This window comes from Algibacter agarivorans (assembly GCF_039543245.1).
Lineage (GTDB): Bacteria > Bacteroidota > Bacteroidia > Flavobacteriales > Flavobacteriaceae > Algibacter_G > Algibacter_G agarivorans.
Map to the genome: position 1 here is coordinate 1 of NZ_BAABJJ010000028.1, position 18,568 is coordinate 18,568.

The 18,568-nt window shown below is 33.7% G+C and carries 19 protein-coding genes and 2 tRNA genes; 17 read left to right on the plus strand and 4 right to left on the minus strand.

What is annotated here, in order from left to right:
• Window positions 1-152 (plus strand): transposase (locus ABD935_RS08940; RefSeq protein ID WP_345191648.1); only part of this gene is annotated, 152 nt, incomplete at its 5' end.
• Window positions 153-258: 106 nt separating this feature from the next.
• Here ABD935_RS08940 and ABD935_RS08945 read toward each other — a convergent pair.
• Window positions 259-963, minus strand: a complete 705-nt coding sequence (locus ABD935_RS08945; protein WP_345191554.1) for a peptidylprolyl isomerase — start codon at window positions 961-963, stop codon at window positions 259-261.
• Window positions 964-967: 4 nt separating this feature from the next.
• Here ABD935_RS08945 and ABD935_RS08950 point away from each other — a divergent pair, with 4 nt between their 5' ends.
• The 5 genes from ABD935_RS08950 to ABD935_RS08970 all read left to right on the plus strand — a co-directional run bounded on the left by ABD935_RS08950 (window position 968) and on the right by ABD935_RS08970 (window position 7,975).
• Entirely contained in the window at window positions 968-1,609 is a 642-nt protein-coding gene (locus ABD935_RS08950; protein ID WP_345191555.1) for an NUDIX hydrolase, read from the plus strand.
• Window positions 1,610-1,694: 85 nt separating this feature from the next.
• Complete coding sequence (locus ABD935_RS08955; protein WP_345191556.1) at window positions 1,695-2,492, plus strand: lysophospholipid acyltransferase family protein; 798 nt, start codon at window positions 1,695-1,697, stop codon at window positions 2,490-2,492.
• Between the two features lie 39 nt (window positions 2,493-2,531).
• Window positions 2,532-4,673: a DNA helicase RecQ gene (recQ, locus tag ABD935_RS08960; RefSeq protein ID WP_345191557.1), complete on the plus strand. Its 2,142-nt coding sequence runs from the start codon at window positions 2,532-2,534 to the stop codon at window positions 4,671-4,673.
• A 415-nt stretch (window positions 4,674-5,088) separates the two neighbouring features.
• Window positions 5,089-7,392 carry a type IA DNA topoisomerase gene (locus ABD935_RS08965; protein ID WP_345191558.1) on the plus strand — a complete coding sequence of 768 codons (2,304 nt, stop codon included), beginning with the start codon at window positions 5,089-5,091 and terminating at the stop codon, window positions 7,390-7,392.
• Window positions 7,379-7,975 carry a pseudouridine synthase gene (locus ABD935_RS08970; protein ID WP_345191559.1) on the plus strand — a complete coding sequence of 199 codons (597 nt, stop codon included), beginning with the start codon at window positions 7,379-7,381 and terminating at the stop codon, window positions 7,973-7,975. Before ABD935_RS08965 ends, ABD935_RS08970 begins: the two co-directional genes overlap by 14 nt.
• Before the next feature lie 141 nt (window positions 7,976-8,116).
• Here the strand turns inward: ABD935_RS08970 and ABD935_RS08975 are convergent, their stop codons facing one another.
• The 3 genes from ABD935_RS08975 to ABD935_RS08985 form a co-directional block, all read right to left on the minus strand.
• The gene (locus ABD935_RS08975) at window positions 8,117-8,743 is read right to left on the minus strand and encodes a hypothetical protein (RefSeq protein WP_345191560.1); all 627 of its coding nucleotides are present in this window, start codon (window positions 8,741-8,743) and stop codon (window positions 8,117-8,119) included.
• A gap of 4 nt (window positions 8,744-8,747) precedes the next feature.
• Window positions 8,748-9,242: an RNA polymerase sigma factor gene (locus ABD935_RS08980; protein ID WP_345191561.1), complete on the minus strand. Its 495-nt coding sequence runs from the start codon at window positions 9,240-9,242 to the stop codon at window positions 8,748-8,750.
• A 508-nt stretch (window positions 9,243-9,750) separates the two neighbouring features.
• Window positions 9,751-10,146: a DUF2721 domain-containing protein gene (locus ABD935_RS08985; RefSeq protein WP_345191562.1), complete on the minus strand. Its 396-nt coding sequence runs from the start codon at window positions 10,144-10,146 to the stop codon at window positions 9,751-9,753.
• A 66-nt stretch (window positions 10,147-10,212) separates the two neighbouring features.
• Between ABD935_RS08985 and ABD935_RS08990 the strand changes: the two genes are divergently transcribed.
• The 11 genes from ABD935_RS08990 (at window position 10,213) to ABD935_RS09040 (ending at window position 18,547) form a co-directional block, all read left to right on the plus strand.
• Window positions 10,213-11,484: a DUF2851 family protein gene (locus ABD935_RS08990; RefSeq protein ID WP_345191563.1), complete on the plus strand. Its 1,272-nt coding sequence runs from the start codon at window positions 10,213-10,215 to the stop codon at window positions 11,482-11,484.
• Between the two features lie 44 nt (window positions 11,485-11,528).
• On the plus strand, window positions 11,529-11,756 hold the full coding sequence (locus ABD935_RS08995; RefSeq protein ID WP_339896308.1) for a PspC domain-containing protein: 228 nt from the start codon (window positions 11,529-11,531) through the stop codon (window positions 11,754-11,756).
• Window positions 11,753-12,772 (plus strand): potassium channel family protein, encoded by a 1,020-nt coding sequence (locus ABD935_RS09000; RefSeq protein WP_345191564.1) that lies wholly within the window; start codon window positions 11,753-11,755, stop codon window positions 12,770-12,772. The genes ABD935_RS08995 and ABD935_RS09000 overlap by 4 nt, the downstream gene beginning before the upstream one ends.
• 107 nt (window positions 12,773-12,879) lie before the next feature.
• Entirely contained in the window at window positions 12,880-14,481 is a 1,602-nt protein-coding gene (locus ABD935_RS09005; protein ID WP_345191566.1) for an alanine/glycine:cation symporter family protein, read from the plus strand.
• A gap of 12 nt (window positions 14,482-14,493) precedes the next feature.
• Entirely contained in the window at window positions 14,494-15,387 is an 894-nt protein-coding gene (locus ABD935_RS09010; RefSeq protein ID WP_345191567.1) for a ComEA family DNA-binding protein, read from the plus strand.
• A 69-nt stretch (window positions 15,388-15,456) separates the two neighbouring features.
• Window positions 15,457-16,623, plus strand: a complete 1,167-nt coding sequence (locus ABD935_RS09015; protein WP_345191569.1) for an acyl-CoA dehydrogenase family protein — start codon at window positions 15,457-15,459, stop codon at window positions 16,621-16,623.
• Between the two features lie 84 nt (window positions 16,624-16,707).
• On the plus strand, window positions 16,708-16,902 hold the full coding sequence (gene rpsU, locus ABD935_RS09020; protein WP_345191570.1) for a 30S ribosomal protein S21: 195 nt from the start codon (window positions 16,708-16,710) through the stop codon (window positions 16,900-16,902).
• A 130-nt stretch (window positions 16,903-17,032) separates the two neighbouring features.
• Entirely contained in the window at window positions 17,033-17,923 is an 891-nt protein-coding gene (locus ABD935_RS09025; protein ID WP_345191571.1) for a tyrosine-type recombinase/integrase, read from the plus strand.
• Window positions 17,924-17,954: 31 nt separating this feature from the next.
• A complete protein-coding gene (gene hpf / locus ABD935_RS09030; RefSeq protein ID WP_345191572.1) occupies window positions 17,955-18,257 on the plus strand; it encodes a ribosome hibernation-promoting factor, HPF/YfiA family in 303 nt (100 codons plus the stop codon).
• A 101-nt stretch (window positions 18,258-18,358) separates the two neighbouring features.
• Window positions 18,359-18,432 (plus strand) — tRNA-Thr (locus ABD935_RS09035).
• Between the two features lie 33 nt (window positions 18,433-18,465).
• Window positions 18,466-18,547: transfer RNA gene (locus ABD935_RS09040), tRNA-Tyr, on the plus strand.
• The last annotated feature ends 21 nt before the right edge of the window (window positions 18,548-18,568 follow it).

Sequence of the window (18,568 nt, forward strand, 5' to 3'; positions counted from 1 at the left end):
TCAAACTTTTTAAAACCTATCCAAATTTAAAGCAGAAACCTTACTGGGGCAATCATTTTTGGTCAAGAGGTTGTTTTGTAAGCACAGTAGGCTTAGATGAAGCTATGATAAGACGATATGTAAAATATCAGGAGCATCATGATTCAAAATGAGTGTTATGACCCTTTGGGTCTAATCTGAAAACCAAAGCCACCGTTTTTAACGGTGGTTTTTTACTTGAATGCTAAACTATAAAAAAAATAGATAGCTTAAATAGAACTATTCAATAATCTCCACATTCCGAATAAAAATATTTACTAAAGGCCAATCACCTTCCTCGGTTTCTACAGCAGCAATTTTATCAACGACATCCATACCTCGAATTACGCGACCAAAAATAGTATAATCACCATCTAAAAAATGTGCACCACCTTTTTGGCAGACAATAAAAAATTCAAATGGCGATGCTAATTTGTGTGGGTTATCAATGTCGCTACTGGGCATGGAAATCACACCTCTATCATGCTTAAAACCTCGTTTCGTATCTGCGGGTAATAAATATTTCCCTATATGGGCACGTTTTCTAGCCGTTTTTTTATCATCGCTATTACCGGCTTGTACTATAAAATTATCAATTACTCGGTAAAATTGCGTGTCGTTAAAATACTTCTGTTTAGTTAAAAAGATAAAATTAGAACGATGGAATTTTGTTTCATTATACAATAAAATATCAATGGTTCCAAAATCTGTAGTCATACGCACTTTGTTCTCTTTGTGGTGTTTGTCGTATTCCAGAAAAAAATCCATAGCGCTTTTAGAATTTAGCTTAGGGAATTCGCGCTCAGGTTCTTCATTAGAATATGTAATAGTTTCTTTTTTAGTCGATTTTTGTACTTCAGAATCGGATATGGTTTTCTTCTTAGATTGTTTATCTTCACAATTCAGAAATAAAAAAAAGAAACATAAAAGCAATACAATACGCATATCAATGAATTTTGATGAATTTTTAAAATCGTTATCAAAAATAAAAAATATACCGCTCCCAGCCGAAGCATCTCACTTTAAAATGGTGCCGCCGTTTCGTAGAGAACTCTTGACACAGCAAAAAGAAGCCATAAATAAAGCCAAGCACGCTGGTGTTTTGGCTTTATTTTACCCAGATATCGACCAGCAAACTAAGCTTGTTTTAATTCTTAGAAATACTTATAGAGGTGTTCATTCTGCACAAGTGGCATTTCCTGGAGGTAAATTAGAAGCTCATGATGTCTCATTGCAAGAGGCGGCATTAAGAGAAACTTTTGAAGAGATTGGTGTGCCTAAAAGCACTATTGAAGTGATTCGGAAAATATCTCAAGTGTATATACCGCCGAGCAATTTTTATGTGCAACCGTTTGTTGGAATCTCCAAAAGCACACCACAGTTCATAAAACAAGACCAAGAAGTTGAAGATATTATAGAAGTAAGCTTGCGTCATTTTTTAGACGACGAATCTCTTGTTGTGAGAAAAGTAGCGACATCATACAGTGTTGATGTTGAGGTTCCTGCTTTTAAATTAAACGATTATGTAGTTTGGGGTGCAACGGCTATGATGCTAAGTGAAATTAAAGACATGCTAAAACAACTTATGTAATTTGTAGATTTGTTACATTTGCATACTCATTATGAGAAATTTGTTTACATTGAGTATTATAACTAACCAATTTGACGCGTGATTTATGGGATTGTTCAAAAGAAATCCATTCGGACACATATTATTTTTAAAAAAATGGCTTATTAGAATCTTTGGTGCGCTTACACACAGGCGTTTTAGGGGTTTTAATGAATTGCAGATAGAAGGTTCTGAAATTATTAAAGATTTACCAGATACCAATGTGCTTTTTATATCAAACCATCAAACGTATTTTGCCGATGTGGTTTCTATGTTTCATGTGTTTAATGCTAGTTTAAGTGGTCGTACAGATTCTATTAAAAATATAGGCTACTTATGGAACCCTAAGTTAAATATTTATTACGTTGCAGCTAAAGAAACGATGAAAGCGGGTTTATTGCCAAAAATTCTGGCGTATATGGGCTCTATTAGTATAGAACGTACTTGGAGGTCCGAAGGGCAGAATGTGAATAGGCAAGTGAAAATGAGTGATATTTCTAGCATAGGAAAAGCACTTGAAGATGGTTGGGTAATTACCTTTCCACAGGGAACAACCACACCGTTTAAGCCTATTAGAAAAGGAACTGCGCATATAATTAAACGTTATAAACCCATTGTAGTGCCTATTGTTATTGATGGTTTTCGTAGGTCGTTCGATAAAAAAGGACTGCGTATTAAAAAGAAAAACATTCTTCAATCCTTTGAAATTAAAGCACCTTTAGATATTGATTACGAAAATGAAAGTACGGACGACATTGTTAAAAGAATAGAATACGCTATCGAGCAACATCCGTCTTTCTTAAAAGTAATTCCGCAAAAGGAACTTGCTGCACTTGAAGAGTTGAATAAAAAGCGTAAATGGTAAACATAATGCTTTTAATGTTTACTATTTAGACTTAAATTAATGCCAGTAGAAGCTACTAAAAACCAAGTATTTTTAAATTTAAAAAACTATTTTGGTTATGATAGTTTTAGAGCGAATCAGCAAGATATTGTTGAGGCTGTACTGAATAAAAAAGACTGCTTGGTTATTATGCCAACAGGTGGCGGTAAATCTATTTGCTTCCAACTTCCTGCCTTATCTTTTAAAGGGGTAACCATTGTAATATCGCCTTTAATTGCCTTAATGAAGGATCAGGTTGATGGTTTGAATGCCAATGGAATTCCAGCATCTTTTTTTAACAGCAGTCAAAGTAGCGAAGAACAATTTGCTATTATAGAACATGTTATTCGAGCAGAAATAAAATTGCTTTATGTTGCCCCAGAAAGCTTGGCAGCATTACAAAACATTTTAACTGAAAAGTATATCAGCTGCGTGGCGATAGATGAAGCACATTGCATTTCATCTTGGGGTCACGATTTTAGACCATCATATCAGCAACTAGGCTTTTTAAAAACCACCCTTCCAAACATCCCATTTATTGCATTAACGGCAACTGCCGATAAAGCCACGCGCGAAGATATTGTTAAACAACTGCGCATAGAAGATGCGCAAAGGTTTATGTCATCCTTCGACAGAGAAAATATTGGGTTAGAAGTGCGTCCGGCTAATAACAGGATTTCTCAAATTATTAAGTTTATAAAAACGAGGCCAAATCAATCGGGTATTATTTATTGCTTAAGCCGAAAAACCACGGAGCAATTGGCTAAAAAATTAAAGGCCAACAGTATTCCTGCCGAATCCTATCATGCGGGTTTAAATTTTGATAAACGCTCCAAAGTGCAAGAATCTTTTATACATGATAAAACCCAAATTGTTTGCGCAACTGTTGCTTTTGGTATGGGCATAGATAAATCGAATGTGCGATGGGTAGTGCATTATAATATGCCTAAAAACATTGAAGGTTATTATCAAGAAATTGGACGTGCAGGTCGAGATGGATTAAAATCGCATGCTTTACTATTTCATAGTTATGCCGATGTTATTCAGTTGCAAAATTTTGCAAGCGGAACATCTAATGAAGCGGTGCAAATCGCGAAATTAGATAGAATGAAACAATTTTCGGAAGCCACAACTTGCCGCCGAAAAATTTTGTTGGGTTATTTTGGCGAGCTACTAGGCGGTAACTGTGGTAATTGCGATGTTTGTAAAAATCCGCCTCAGTTTTTTGATGGGACTATTATTGCTCAAAAAATTCTATCGGCAATATATCGTTTAAAACAGAAGGAGGCCATGGGTATTATTATTGATGTGCTTCGTGGGGCGCAAAATGCAGCAATTTTATCAAAAGGCTATCAAGAGGTCTCTACGTTTGGAATTGGTAAGGATATATCTTGGAAACATTGGCAGCATTTTGTTATTCAGCTAATAAATCAAGGGTTTTGCGAAATAGCATTTCATAAAAATAATGCATTACAACTTACAGAGTTTTCTAACCAAGTGTTGTTTAAAGAAGCGAAAGTGGCATTAACTAAACCTATAGTTGTTACTGAAATTAAACCTGTTGTTAAAGAGAAAAGGTCACGATTAAAAAGAACGAAAACAACATCTAAAGCAAAATCAGCTACCAGTAATTTATTTGAACGACTCCGACAGTTACGCTATAAAATTGCTTCAGAAGAAGGTATTCCGGCATATTTAGTTTTTAGCGATGCCACTTTAAAAGAAATTGAGCGCGAACGCCCATTAAGTGAAAGCGAGTTTTTAAGTATTAGTGGTGTTGGGCAGCGCAAGTTAGAAGTTTATGGGGATGAATTTATGGCCGAAATCATGAATTTTATGGGTTCTAAAGTTAAAAAACAAAAAAAGGGAGATACCTATACGGTAACTTACGAGCTCTATAAAACGGGATTATCTATTGAGGAAATTGCGGTGCAAAGAAAATTAAATGTAACAACAATTTATTCCCATATAGCGAAGTTGTATAGTACAGGAAAAAAGATAAACATATACGATTTTGTTACTAAGAGTGATGTGGAAGCCGTGCAAAAGGCAAAAAAAGCTCTGGATTCTCCAAAAGCATTAAGACCATATTTTGAATATTTTAATGAAACTGTCGATTATTTTAAAATCCGTTTGGCATTAAGCGTTATTGAAAAAGACTAATTCAGGACAAAATTACGCTTTTATTTTAGAGTTGTTTTTGCCACTAATCCATGAATAAAATTAAGGATAGGTGAAAATATAATTATCACGAATAAACAATCTATAGATTTTTTAAAAATTGGGATTCATATTTTTTGTGTCAATCCATGCTAGAGAAAAACAAGTGTTCCCGATAGCTATTGGGATGTGGCATTTTTTATAAAGTATGGGTTTGCCCTAGAAATCAACGCTATGAACTTAAAATAAGTAAACTTAAGCTGATTAACCTCGTATATCTAAAAAAGTTAAATGAACCTAAAAAAAGTATTTATGCACTTTTCAAAATTCGTTAATAACTCCTAACAACTCGACTTCAAAATGCTATTCAAAATTTCTATTTTGCAGATTCAATAATGAATAAATCCAATTTATAAAAGTGAAAGTCTGTATAGCTGAAAAACCAAGTGTTGCCCGCGAAATTGCTACTGTTTTAGGAGCAAACACAAAACGTGATGGCTATTATGAAGGTAACGGTTACGCGGTAACATATACCTTTGGACATTTATGCACCCTAAAAGAACCCAATGATTATAAACCTTATTGGAAAAGTTGGGATTTAAATAACCTACCCATGCTTCCAGAAAAATTTGAAACCAAAGTGGTTTCAAATTCAGGCATTCAAAAACAATTCAACATTGTAAAAAGTTTATTTGATAAAGCCAAAGTAGTTATAAACTGTGGTGATGCCGGGCAAGAAGGAGAGCTCATTCAGCGCTGGGTGATGAATGAAGCCAATTACAAGGGGGAAGTTCAACGTTTATGGATTTCATCATTAACTACCGAAGCTATAAAAGAAGGCTTTCAAAATTTAAAGCCATCAAAAGATTACGATAATTTATACTACGCTGGATTTTCTAGAGCCATTGGCGATTGGCTATTAGGTATGAATGCCACGAGATTATACACTGTAAAGCATGGTGGTTACAAACAAGTACTGTCTGTTGGTCGCGTGCAAACACCAACGTTGGCTATGGTGGTAAATCGATTTAAAGACATAGAAAACTTTAAACCACAACCGTATTGGGAATTACAAACCCTATACCGAGATACGCTTTTTAGCTATGAAGAAGGTCGTTTTCTTAAAAAAGAAGACGGAGAGGTTTTAGCCAATAAAGTAAAGGAAAGTGATTTTGAAATTCAAGCGATTACTAAGAAGAAAGGAAAGGAATATGCGCCAAAACTTTTTGATTTAACGGGTTTACAGGTGTATTGTAATACGAAGTTTGGATTTTCGGCAGATGAAACCTTGAAGATTGTTCAGAAACTATATGAACAAAAAGTAGTAACCTACCCGAGAGTTGATACTACGTTTTTACCAAATGATGTGTACCCAAAAGTGCATGGGATTCTTCAAAAATTAACGAATTATTCAAGCTTAACGCAGCTGCTTTTAGGAAAGAAAATAAAAAAATCTTCTAAAGTTTTTAACGATAAAAAAGTAACCGATCACCACGCTATAATTCCAACGGGTATTCAAATTAATTTGCAGTACAATCAGCAGCAGGTTTACGACATTATTGTAAAGCGTTTTATTGGAGTGTTTTATGATGACTGTACAGTGTCAAACACTACAGTTTTGGGAAGTGCTGCTAAAGTGGTTTTTAAAACCACAGGCAAAGAAATTTTAGAAAAAGGCTGGCGAGTAGTTTTCGAAAACCCTAATGCTAAAGAAAAGGAATCGGGTATGTTGCCAACTTTTGTAAAAGGTGAAAAAGGCCCGCACGAACCTTCTTTTTTAGAAAAAGAAACTAAACCGCCAAATCAGTTTACTGAGGCAACATTATTGCGTGCTATGGAAACCGCAGGTAAACAGGTTGATGATGAAGAATTACGCGATTTAATGAAGGAAAACGGTATTGGACGACCATCCACACGTGCCAATATTATTGAAACGCTTTTTAGGAGGAAGTATATAAAACGAAATAAAAAGCAGGTATTGCCAACGGTAACAGGTGTTCAGTTGATAGATACGATTCAGAACGATTTATTAAAATCTGCTGAACTTACTGGCTCTTGGGAAAAACAGTTAAAAGATATTGAAAAAGGCGAATTTACAGCAGGCGCATTCATTAAGAACATGAAACGTATGGTAGATGCTTTGGTTTATGAAGTTAGAAGTGAAACCAAACGTGCCAATATATCGCAAGCTACAGTCATTAAAAATAGAGCCGCTAAAGCAACAGTAAAAAAACAAGCAGGTGTTTTGGCTGAGGTTTGTCCAAAATGTAAAAAGGGACAGCTTTTAAAGGGTAAAACGGCTTATGGCTGTAGCGCTTATAAATCGGGCTGTGATTTTGTAATGCCGTTTAGTTTTGGTGGAAAAAAAATATCAGAAAAACAGTTTGTTAGATTGCTTCAAAAAGGATCTACAGTAAATTTAAAAGGCTTTAAAACGGATTTAGGGACTGTTGAAGGCTTGCTACGTTTTGATGATAATTTCAAATTGAAATTAGAGCATAAAAAGGCTGCTGCGTCTGCAAATGGCAAGGCGAAGACAGATGCATTGGCTTGTCCAAAATGCAAAAAGGGAACGGTTATAAAAGGAAAAAGGGCTTATGGTTGCAGTGCGTACAAATCGGGATGCGATTTTAAAATGACTTTTGAAACTGTTAGGGTTAAAATGAGTGGGCAAAAACCAACCAAGGCATTGGTTTATAGTATTTTGAATGGAGACGTTTAAAACAAATCATAGACATTTTATAATCTACAAACCCTACGGGTATTTAAGTCAGTTTTATAGTAATTCCAAACAGCAAAAATCTAAAAATTTTTTAGGAGAACTTCATGATTTTCCAGAGGGTATTATGGCTATTGGTCGCTTAGATGAAAAATCTGAAGGTTTATTATTGCTCACAACCGATGGGAAAATGAGCGATTTTGTAAACAGTCAAAAAGTTGAAAAAGAGTATTATGCGCAAGTGGATGGTGCTATTTCTGAAGACGCTATAAAGCAGTTAAAAACAGGTGTGGAAATAGGTTTTGAAGGCAGAAAGTACAAAACCAAACCTTGTAAGGCTTTTAAGTTAGAAGTTATTCCAGATTTGCCCTTACGAAAGCAAAAAATAAGAGATGACAGACATGGCCCTACATCTTGGGTTTCGGTTACTTTAAACGAAGGGAAGTTTCGGCAAGTTCGGAAAATGACTTCAGCAGTTGGGTTTCCAACCTTGCGTTTGGTTCGGGTTAGGGTAGGTAAGACTGTAACTGGTAACATGAAAACTGGCGATGTTGTTGAGGTTCAAGATTTTTGCGTTAGGGATTGAAGTGGCATCCTTTTTAAACTTAAGAAAACTGTTTTAGAGGCTTACTAAAAATTAACAGATAGCCACGGCGCACACGCCTCGCTATGACGCTTTAAAAAGATATAGCGAAAAGCCCGACCCTTGTGGTAACGCCCAAATAATCTACACTTCCAATTTTTCAAGTTCTTTGTAATTACGGTTTAGGCGTCTTAAAAGCAATCCGTAAATTAGTTTATAGAACAACCAGATGATAATCATGAACACGCCAACAATTACAATTGATATTACCGTAAAAATGGCTAATTGTTTGTCGCTAAAATCATGGATATTAGCAAGTTTTGGGTCGTGGTTGATGGCGTAAACTATGGCTATTGCTGAGGATATGAATACCATAACGAGGTTGTAGATAACATAATACCTGATGATTTTTCGTGTATAGATAATGCTTTTCATTAATTTTTTAGCATTGTCGGTAACGGAAACGGCTTTGTAAGATTTAAAAAGCAAGTAGATAAAAAGCAAAATAACGGCGTAACTAAAAATGGTTAAGCCAGTTAGTGCGTCTTCATTGAAAACGGAATTTAAGCGTTCCCTATAGTTCGTAGAGGAAAAATAAGGAATGGTGTTTATTAAAATCCAAAAGACAAGCTCTGCTACACTTATATAAAACAGTGTTTTTGCAATAGAAGACGACTTTTTATGGAGCATCGGGTAAATCTCCTTTACCGATAGCTTTTTGTTTTCTGGTTGCTTATTCCAGTCTTTTTTCAATAAATCTAATTCATCCATAATTTTACGGATTTAGTATGGTTCTAAGTTTGGTTTTGATCCTGCTCATTTTCACGCGCGCATTCACTTCGCTAATTCCCATGGTTTCGCTAATTTCTCTGTAGTCCTTGTCTTCTAAATATAAAAAGACAAGTGCTTTTTCAATATCGTTTAATTGATGTACAGCCTTGTATAGTACTTTTAATTGTTGTTCTTCTGTATCATCATAATTTTCCGCTTTTATTTTAAAAGAAACACCTTCAAAATCTTGAGTTTTAATAGTTCGTTTAGATTTTCTGTATAAGGTAATTGCGGTATTTAAACCTACACGATACATCCATGTACTGAACTTAGCATCGCCTCTAAATTTAGGATAGGCGCGCCAAAGTTGAATGGTTATTTCTTGAAATAAATCGTTATGAGCATCGTAATTATTAGTATACAAACGGCAAACTTTGTGTACAATATTTTGATGCTTTTCTAGCAATTCAACAAAACTATGTTTTAGTTCTTTATTCAATCTGATGGTTTAGTTATAATGTAAGTAGCCTAATGTTTTAAAACGTTACAGTAATGTGGAAATAATATTTGGAAATTAAAATAAAACGAAATGATAATGGTGTTGAAATTCATTTTATTTTTGTGATTTTTTATAAGGTTAGTTGAAAATTTATGTAAAAATCAGCTTTATAATCTGATTTGTAATATTTTAATATATTGTTATAAAGGATGTCTATGATGCATTTTTAGACCTGATATGATAATTTTACACTGATCTGTTACTACTAATATGTGAAAAATTAAATTACTTAAAATTGGTAAAAAATATATTTTATTTTATCTCTTTTTTGAATATTGACTTATCTCATTTTCAGTGTTGTTTTTCAGTGTACTTATATCCTTTTTTTTTGATAGTTTTCCTGCGCTGTCCCTGTAACTATTGGGACGGCACAAGTAAACTTTATCGGTTGTTAAACTAAGATAGTTGGAGTTTTTTTTGCAAAGTTAAGTGCTCTATATTTCAAATATCACCTATTATCAATATCTTTAATATGATGCTCCCAAGCTTTAGCAGAAATTTGAATTTCAACAATTAAAAGCGATAGCGAAGCAATTAATAAAATTAGCGCTAAACCAAAAACCCAAACTGCAATGGTATTTTGCTGTATGTAAATTAAAAACATAGTCAGTACACAAAACAATAAGCTGGTAATGCCCAATATTTGCATGTATCTGGTAAGGTATAAACGATGCTTTATGTTTTTAATTTGTTTAAAAAAACGCTCATCATGATTTTTTTGATACTTATCATATAAATCCCTAATTGCAGCAGTGTAGGCTATAAACCTATTGGTATAGGCTAGCATAATTAATGATATTGCTGAAAATAAAAGGGCCGGTGTTGTAAGTGTTAATTCTTCCATCGAAAAGTTTCCCCAAATTTATACAACTTTAAAGGAATAAGACTAATATTTTTATATTTTAGTTGCATGCAAGAAGACTTTCTACATTACATCTGGAAACATAAAAAAATTGAGATTAGTAAATTGAAAACAACAGCAGATGAATCTATTTTAGTTAGTCAAGTAGGGCAGCATAATTTTAATTCGGGACCAGATTTTTTTAATGCAAAACTTAAAATAGGCGAGCAGCTTTGGGCTGGAAATGTAGAAATCCACATCAAATCATCCGATTGGTTTTTGCATAACCACGAACAAGATAAAGCTTATGATAATGTCATTCTGCATGTGGTATGGGAACATGATATTGAAGTTTTTAGAAAAGATAATACAACAATTCCAACATTACAGCTTAAGGATTTTACAGATGCAGGACTTTTAAATAATTACGAAAAGCTATTTTCTAAACAAAACAAATGGATTAATTGTGAAAATGATTTTGGGTCAATAGACGATTTTGTTTTAGATAATTGGTTAGAACGTTTGTATTTTGAGCGTTTAGAACGAAAATCAAAAACCATTGAAACGCTTTTGCAAGAATCAGAAAACGATTGGGAAGCGGTTTTGTTTAAAATGCTAGTTAAAAACTTTGGACTTAAGGTAAATGGCGAATCGTTTTTTAGTTTAGCGCAGTCTATCGATTTTTCGATAGTAAGGAAGACGCAATCCAATCAGCAGGCTCTAGAAGCACTATTATTTGGGCAAGCAGGTTTTTTAGAACAAGATATTGAAGGCGCCTATTATTTAAGTTTGGCAAAAGAGTATCAATTTCTAAAGCAAAAATTTAAACTAGAAAACAATCAAGTATTACCCATTCAGTTTTTTAGATTACGTCCACCAAATTTTCCAACTATCAGATTATCGCAATTAGCAAGTTTGTATCATGAACATCAAAATTTATTTTCAAAAGTTATAGAAACAGACCAGTTAGATGGCTTTTATGAACTTTTTAAAGTATCGACTTCTACATTTTGGAAAACGCATTACACGTTTCAAAAAGAATCAAAATCATCAACAAAAACACTTACAAAATCATTTGTAGATTTATTGCTAATCAATACGATACTTCCATTAAAGTTTTGTTACGCCAAGCAAAGAGGCGAAGAGGTTGATGGGGGGGTAATTAAGTTGGCCAACGCTATTAATTCAGAAAAAAATAGCATTATCAATGCGTTTAATAATTTGAAAAAAGTATCTAAATCGGCACTAAGTTCGCAAGCATTCATTCAATTAAAAACAGAATACTGCAATAAAAATAAATGTTTACAATGTGCGGTTGGTAATACTCTTATTAACAAATAGACTTATATGCTTTTAAACTAAAAAAGGAAGTGTTAAATTGCAGCATGAATAATATCTACAAGCCTTTATTATTTTTCCAAAAACATGGGTATTATGTTTGCCAACGAATAGCAGACCGATTTGGTATTAGAGCAAAAGTGGTACGGACTTCTTTTATGTACCTCACTTTTGTAACCGTTGGTTTTGGTTTTGCGCTATATCTGTTTTTGGCCTTTTGGATGCATATTAAAGATTTGGTTTATACAAAACGCTCATCTGTTTTCGATTTATGAATCCATTGATAAAATTTTTCAGGACCAAAATTTATACAGCTGTTCTTCTATTGGTTGTCATTATGCTTATTGGTGTTACTGGGTATAAAATGATATCGGGCTACTCATGGGTCGATGCGTTTTATATGACGGTTATCACTATGACCACAGTTGGTTTTGGGGAAGTCGTTCCGCTTGACGATCAGTCTAAAATTTTTACCATATTTTTAATTTTGGCGAGTGTTGTTATTGTGGGTTATGCTTTATCTATAATTACAGAATACATTTTAAGTAAAAACAATGTTGAAGAATTAAAACACAAAAAGATGCAAAAAATGATTGAAAGTTTTAAGAACCACATTGTAATATGTGGCTACGGAAGAAACGGCAAGCAAGCAGCCATAAAGTTGAAAGCTTACAAGAAACAGTTTGTAGTTATTGAAAAGAATAAAGAAATGGAAGAGCGCTTGCAGCTGGATGAGGTGCCGTATGTAATTGGAAACGCAAATGAAGATGAAACTCTAATAGCAGCAGGTGTGGAAAGAGCATCCTGTTTTATTTCGGCATTGCCAAACGATGCAGATAATTTGTTTGTGGTACTTTCTGCAAGACAACTAAATAGCAAAATAAATATAATTAGTCGCGCATCAAATGAATCGTCTTATGATAAATTAAAATTTGCTGGTGCAAATAATGTGATATTGCCTGATAAAATAGGAGGTGATCATATGGCTTCTTTAGTAGTTGTTCCTGGGTTAATGGAATTTATTGATAATTTATCTATTGTCGGTAAGTCTAATATCAATATTGAAGAAGTTGCAGTTGAAAAATTTTATGATGCCAATAAGCCTAGAACTATAAAAGGTTTAGATCTTCGCAGAAAAACGGGATGTTCGGTTATTGGTTATAAAGATGAAAACGGCAAATATATGGTAAATCCTGAAGCAGACATGGAACTTGCCAGGCATTCAAAAATTATTGTTCTTGGTAGACCAGAACAAATTGAGGCATTAAATACCGAGTACGGCATCGATTAGTAAATAGCTATTTTAACTACCATTGTTTTAAATAATCAGTTTTTTTTAGCATCTTGCTAGCTTTTAGCGCGAATATTTCAATAAAACACTAACCAATATTCTTTTTTATGAAGAAGTACCTGCTTTCAATTTTCACTTTAATAACTCCATTTTTAACTTTTGCTCAAGAAGCTGCCAACAAAGGTATAGATCAAATCATTGATGAGAAATTTGGTAACGCCACAGGTTGGTTTGTAAACGCTGTTTTTTACCAAATTCCTTTTTCAGAGGATGTTAAGATATATTGGGTGTTGTTTCCATTAATATTGGGTGCTTTATATTTTACAGTGTATTTTAAATTTATAAATTTTAGTGGTTTTTTTACATCTATAAACATTGTAAGAGGTAATTATGATGATTTAGAAGATAGGGCTAACCATAAAGTTGAAATTTCAAAATCTAAATTTACTGATGAAGATGATAATCCAGACACCATAAGAATTGAAGGACATGAGGGGGAGGTGTCGCATTTCCAAGCGTTAACAGCGGCCTTATCGGCAACTGTTGGTTTAGGTAATATTGCTGGTGTTGCCATTGCAGTTTCTATTGGCGGTGCGGGTGCCACGTTTTGGATGATCGTTGCAGGGTTTTTAGGGATGGCATCAAAATTTGTAGAGTGTACACTTGGTGTAAAATATCGAGATATTGAAGATGACGGAACGGTGTATGGAGGTCCCATGTATTATTTAACCAAAGGATTGAAGTCTAAAGGGCTCGGTGGTTTAGGTAAAGTTTTAGCCGTATTATTTGCCATTTTTGTTATAGGCGGTTCCTTTGGAGGCGGCAATATGTTTCAGGTTAATCAAGCTTTTCAGCTTGTAGAAAACATAACAGGAGGCGAAAATTCATTTCTTCATGGAAACGGATGGGCTTTTGGAGTGGTAATGGCCATTTTAGTTGGTATTGTGATTATTGGAGGTATTAAAAAAATAGCCAAAGTAACAGATAAAATTGTACCTTTTATGGTAGCAATATATGTCGCGGCTTCACTATTTGTGATTTTTGCTAATTTCAGTATGCTTGGTGATGCCTTTGCTCAAATATATAACGGTGCATTTAGCCCAGAAGGAATAGCAGGTGGAGCTGTAGGTGTATTGGTTCAAGGGTTTAGACGTGCAGCATTTTCGAACGAAGCAGGTATTGGTTCGGCATCAATTGCGCATTCAGCAGTAAAAACAAAATACGCAGCCAGTGAAGGTATGGTAGCTTTATTAGAACCATTTATTGATACGGTTGTAGTGTGTACTATGACGGCTTTAGTATTGATTATTACAGGAAATGTTGCTGCAGAAAATGCATCTCTAAACGATGCTCAAGCTATTTTATTAACATCTGGAGCTTTTGAATCTGCTATTTCTTGGTTTCCTTATGTTTTGACTATTGCAGTCGTATTGTTTGCATTCAGTTCTATGATATCTTGGTCGTATTATGGATTTCAGGGTTGGTCTTACCTATTCGGTAGAACGAAAAAAGCAGAGTATTCATATAAAATATTATTCTGCTTGTTTGTTATTATCGGATCAGCTGCTAGCTTAGGGTCTGTAATAGGTTTTTCTGATGCTATGGTTTTTGCTATGATGGTGCCAAATATGGTAGGTTTAGTGATACTAGCACCAAAAGTTAGAGATGAACTTAATAAATATATGAAAGCTATTAAAGATAGAACTTAAAGAATAAGAGTAATGCGAAATTTTAAATCCCATGTCGTGTTTTCTAAAGCGCAACGCCATGGGATTTTTTTATTGTTAATATTAATTGTGGTGTGTCAATGCGTTTATTTTTTAATCGTCCCGATAACTAGGGGGATCTCTACGGAAGACATTCAAGTTAATAAAGAAGAATTAGCAAAATTCACTAAAGAAATTGATTCGCTTAAATTAGTTGAGCTTGAAGCCAGAAAACCAAAAACATACCCTTTCAATCCAAATTATATAACAGATTATAAGGGAGCAACATTAGGAATGACTAATGAAGAAATTGACAGATTATTAGCCTTTAGAAAACAAAATAAATGGATTAATTCTACCAAGCAATTTCAGGAAGTCACTAAAGTTTCAGATTCACTTTTAAATACCATATCTCCATATTTTAAATTCCCAGAATGGGTCACTAATACCAATACTAAAACCAATTCAAATTATTCCTATACAAATAAACCAAAAACATTTGCCCAAAAACAAGATTTAAATATAGCTACGGCTCAGCAACTTCAAAAAGTAAATGGCATTGGCGAATATTATGCTGAACGCATTATAAAACTCAGAAATAAATTTAAAGGAGGCTTTATTGCCGATGTTCAACTTCAAGATGTATATGGATTGACGCCCGAAGTGATTGAAAAAATAACAAACGATTTTACAGTAAAAACGCCAAGGTTTATCCAAAAAATCAATATAAATATAGCAACAGTAGATGAGCTGGTTACCATTCAGCATATCGACTACGATTTAGCACATGATATTATTGAGCAACGTCAACTAAGATCCGGTTTTAAGTCGTTAGGCGAATTAACAAAAGTTAAAGACTTCCCTGTAAATAAAATCGAGATAATTGAATTATATTTGTCGCTCGATTAAGTTGTTCTTGAATTTTAATAAATTGTCAAGACAATTAATGGAACAAAAAAAAAGAAAAACGTTGCGTTTATGAATAGCATGTACTTCACCGAAGAGCATAATCTTTTTAGAAAAAGCCTTCAAGATTTTTTGCAAAAAGAAGTTGTCCCACATATTGAAAATTGGGAAAAGCAAGGTCGTATCGACAGGTTTATTTGGAGAAAATTTGGAGATATGGGCTTTTTTGGGATTAACTATCCAGAAGCTTATGGCGGGATGAATCTGGATCTTTTCTACACGATTATATTACAAGAGGAGCTTCAAAAAATAAATTCAGGTGGTTTTGCAGCCGCCATTTGGGCGCATGTTTATTTGGCAATGACGCATCTTAATGCCGAAGGGAGCGAAACAATAAAACAAAATTATTTAGTACCAAGTATTGCTGGCGATAAAATAGGATGTTTATGTATTACAGAACCTTCTGGAGGTAGTGATGTTGCAAGTATGCTTACTACAGCTGTTAAAAATGGAGACCATTACTTGGTCAACGGATCAAAAACATTTATTACCAATGGGATTTATAGCGATTATTTGGTAGTAGCTGCAAAAACAAATCCAGAATTGGGTAATAAAGGGATGAGTATTTTTGTAGTCGATCGAGAGACTCCTGGTATTACAGCAACAAAATTAGATAAGTTAGGATGGAGAGCATCGGATACTGCTGAAATTGCCTTCGATAATGTTAAAATCCCTATTGCCAATATCTTAGGAGAAGAAAATCAAGGATTCGGGTATATCATGCAGCACTTTTCGCTTGAGCGATTAGTTATGGGCGTTAACGCACATGCACGTGCAGAATATGCTTTAGAGTACGCATTGCAATATATGAGTGAGCGTAAAGCTTTTGGGAAGTCTATTAATGAGTTTCAAGCTTTAAGACACAGTATTGCCGATTTGTATTCCGATATGGAAATCTGTAAAGCGTTTAATTATTCCGTAACTTATAGGTTAAGCAAAGGAGATTATGTCGTTAAAGAAGCAACCATGTCAAAACTAAAGTCGACTAAAATGGCAGATGAAGTAATTTACCAGTGTCTTCAATTTTTGGGTGGTTACGGTTATATGGAAAATTATCCAATGGCTAGATTATGGCGCGATAGTAGGCTAGGGCCCATTGGTGGAGGAACCTCTGAAATTCTTCGTGAAATCCTTGCAAAAATCATTATAGATAAAAAAGAATACAAGCCAGCAACTTAAAAAAACATAATTTTGAATGTAGTATTTAGAATATATTATATATTTGCACCCTGAAAATTCTAAAAGAGAGGAGGTTAAGATACGATGTTAAGAATCCCAGTTAAAGAAGGAGAAAATATAGATAGAGCATTAAAACGTTACAAGCGCAAGTTTGTTAAGACTACTGTTAAAAATCAGTTGCAAGAGCGTAAGCAATATAGCAAACCTTCAGTTGTACGTAGAGTGGAAATTCAAAAAGCCCAATACATTCAAGGGCTAAGAGATGCAGAAGAGGTTTAGTAATCTGCAATAAATATTAAAAATCCCGCTTTATGCGGGTTTTTTTTTGCTCAAACATTAAATAAAAAGGTCGTACATTTAACTTATAGAATCTAAAAATTTAATTGTCCAAAAATCTATTTATCTAATTATGTCCTTGAAACCATTTACGGATTATCTACTGCTCGAAAAAAACTATTCGAAGTTGACAGTAAAGGCTTATCAAAATGATTTAACGGTTTTTTCAGAATTCATTAAAAACGAATACGAAACCAACTCAATAAACAAGGTCGATTATACGCAAATAAGGAGTTGGATAGTTGTTTTGGTGGAAAGTGGCATATCAAACCGAAGTATTAATAGAAAAGTATCAGCATTAAATACCTATTATAAATTTCTTTTAAAAATTGGTGATATTAAACTCAATCCATTATTAAAGCACAAAGCCTTAAAAACGAGTAAGAAAATACAAGTGCCATTTTCAGAAGCAGAAGTAAAAACCGTTTTAGACGATTTAAATTTTGGTGATGATTTTGAAAGTATTCGCAATAAACTAATTATTGAGTTATTCTATTCAACAGGTATAAGAAGAATAGAACTAATTGAACTCAAACTAACTAGTATTAGTTTAGATAATAAAACGCTAAAAGTTTTAGGGAAGAGAAATAAAGAGCGTATTGTTCCGTTATTAGAAACAGTGTTGCAAACCGTACGTAAGTATTTCAAAACAAGAAATGAGTTAGAATGTATTTTAGATGCCGATTACCTATTTTTAACGAAAAAAGGCGTTAAAATATATGAAACACTTGTTTACAGAATAATTAATGATTATTTTAGTTTGGCATCTTCAAAAGTTAAGAAGAGTCCACATATACTCAGGCACTCTTTTGCAACTCATTTGTTAAACCAAGGTGCAGATTTAAATGCTGTAAAAGAACTTTTAGGACATTCAAGTTTAGCTGCTACACAAGTTTATACACATAATAGTATAGCAGAATTAAAAAAAGTACATGTAAATGCGCATCCTAGAAGTAAAAAGTAAAATAAATTATTGTCTAACCAAAAACAGAAGTATGAAAGTAAACACACAATCAGTTAATTTTAATGCAGATCAAAAGTTGATAGATTTTGTTCAACAACGAATGGATAAATTAGATATGTTTTATGATAAAGTTATAAAATCTGATGTTTTTTTAAAAGTTGAAAACACGAGTAACAAAGAAAATAAAATATTTGAAGCAAGAGTGAGTGTTCCTGGAGATAGTTTAATAGTAAAAAAACAATGTAAAAGTTTTGAAGAAGGCGCGGATATGGCAGTTGCATCATTAGAAAGACAACTTAAAAAGAGAAAAGAAAAATTAAGAGCACATTTATAATAAAATTTCTCAAAAAATGTTTTGAATAAAGTAAAAAATCTATACATTTGCAGTCCGTTAGAAATAACGGGCTTTTTTTATGTGTAAAAATATAGAAAAATGCCGATGTAGCTCAGCTGGCTAGAGCAGCTGATTTGTAATCAGCAGGTCGTGGGTTCGAGTCCCTCCATCGGCTCAAGTTCTTTAAAAAAATTGAAATAAGTTAATTGGGGAGATACTCAAGCGGCCAACGAGGGCAGACTGTAAATCTGCTGACTACGTCTTCGCAGGTTCGAATCCTGCTCTCCCCACAATTTTTTTTTGATTTTTAT

What these genes read in the sequence shown, in the direction of transcription:
- ABD935_RS08950 (WP_345191555.1), top strand. Translation starts at nt 968, where the DNA reads ATGAATTTTGATGAATTTTTAAAATCGTTATCAAAAATAAAAAATATA.
- ABD935_RS08955 (WP_345191556.1), top strand. Translation starts at nt 1,695, where the DNA reads ATGGGATTGTTCAAAAGAAATCCATTCGGACACATATTATTTTTAAAA.
- ABD935_RS08995 (WP_339896308.1), top strand. Translation starts at nt 11,529, where the DNA reads ATGAATAATATCTACAAGCCTTTATTATTTTTCCAAAAACATGGGTAT.
- recQ (WP_345191557.1), top strand. Translation starts at nt 2,532, where the DNA reads ATGCCAGTAGAAGCTACTAAAAACCAAGTATTTTTAAATTTAAAAAAC.
- ABD935_RS08970 (WP_345191559.1), top strand. Translation starts at nt 7,379, where the DNA reads ATGGAGACGTTTAAAACAAATCATAGACATTTTATAATCTACAAACCC.
- ABD935_RS09005 (WP_345191566.1), top strand. Translation starts at nt 12,880, where the DNA reads ATGAAGAAGTACCTGCTTTCAATTTTCACTTTAATAACTCCATTTTTA.
- ABD935_RS09000 (WP_345191564.1), top strand. Translation starts at nt 11,753, where the DNA reads ATGAATCCATTGATAAAATTTTTCAGGACCAAAATTTATACAGCTGTT.
- ABD935_RS08990 (WP_345191563.1), top strand. Translation starts at nt 10,213, where the DNA reads ATGCAAGAAGACTTTCTACATTACATCTGGAAACATAAAAAAATTGAG.
- ABD935_RS08985 (WP_345191562.1), bottom strand. Translation starts at nt 10,146, where the DNA reads ATGGAAGAATTAACACTTACAACACCGGCCCTTTTATTTTCAGCAATA.
- ABD935_RS09015 (WP_345191569.1), top strand. Translation starts at nt 15,457, where the DNA reads ATGAATAGCATGTACTTCACCGAAGAGCATAATCTTTTTAGAAAAAGC.
- rpsU (WP_345191570.1), top strand. Translation starts at nt 16,708, where the DNA reads ATGTTAAGAATCCCAGTTAAAGAAGGAGAAAATATAGATAGAGCATTA.
- hpf (WP_345191572.1), top strand. Translation starts at nt 17,955, where the DNA reads ATGAAAGTAAACACACAATCAGTTAATTTTAATGCAGATCAAAAGTTG.
- ABD935_RS08975 (WP_345191560.1), bottom strand. Translation starts at nt 8,743, where the DNA reads ATGGATGAATTAGATTTATTGAAAAAAGACTGGAATAAGCAACCAGAA.
- ABD935_RS08945 (WP_345191554.1), bottom strand. Translation starts at nt 963, where the DNA reads ATGCGTATTGTATTGCTTTTATGTTTCTTTTTTTTATTTCTGAATTGT.
- ABD935_RS09010 (WP_345191567.1), top strand. Translation starts at nt 14,494, where the DNA reads ATGCGAAATTTTAAATCCCATGTCGTGTTTTCTAAAGCGCAACGCCAT.
- ABD935_RS09025 (WP_345191571.1), top strand. Translation starts at nt 17,033, where the DNA reads ATGTCCTTGAAACCATTTACGGATTATCTACTGCTCGAAAAAAACTAT.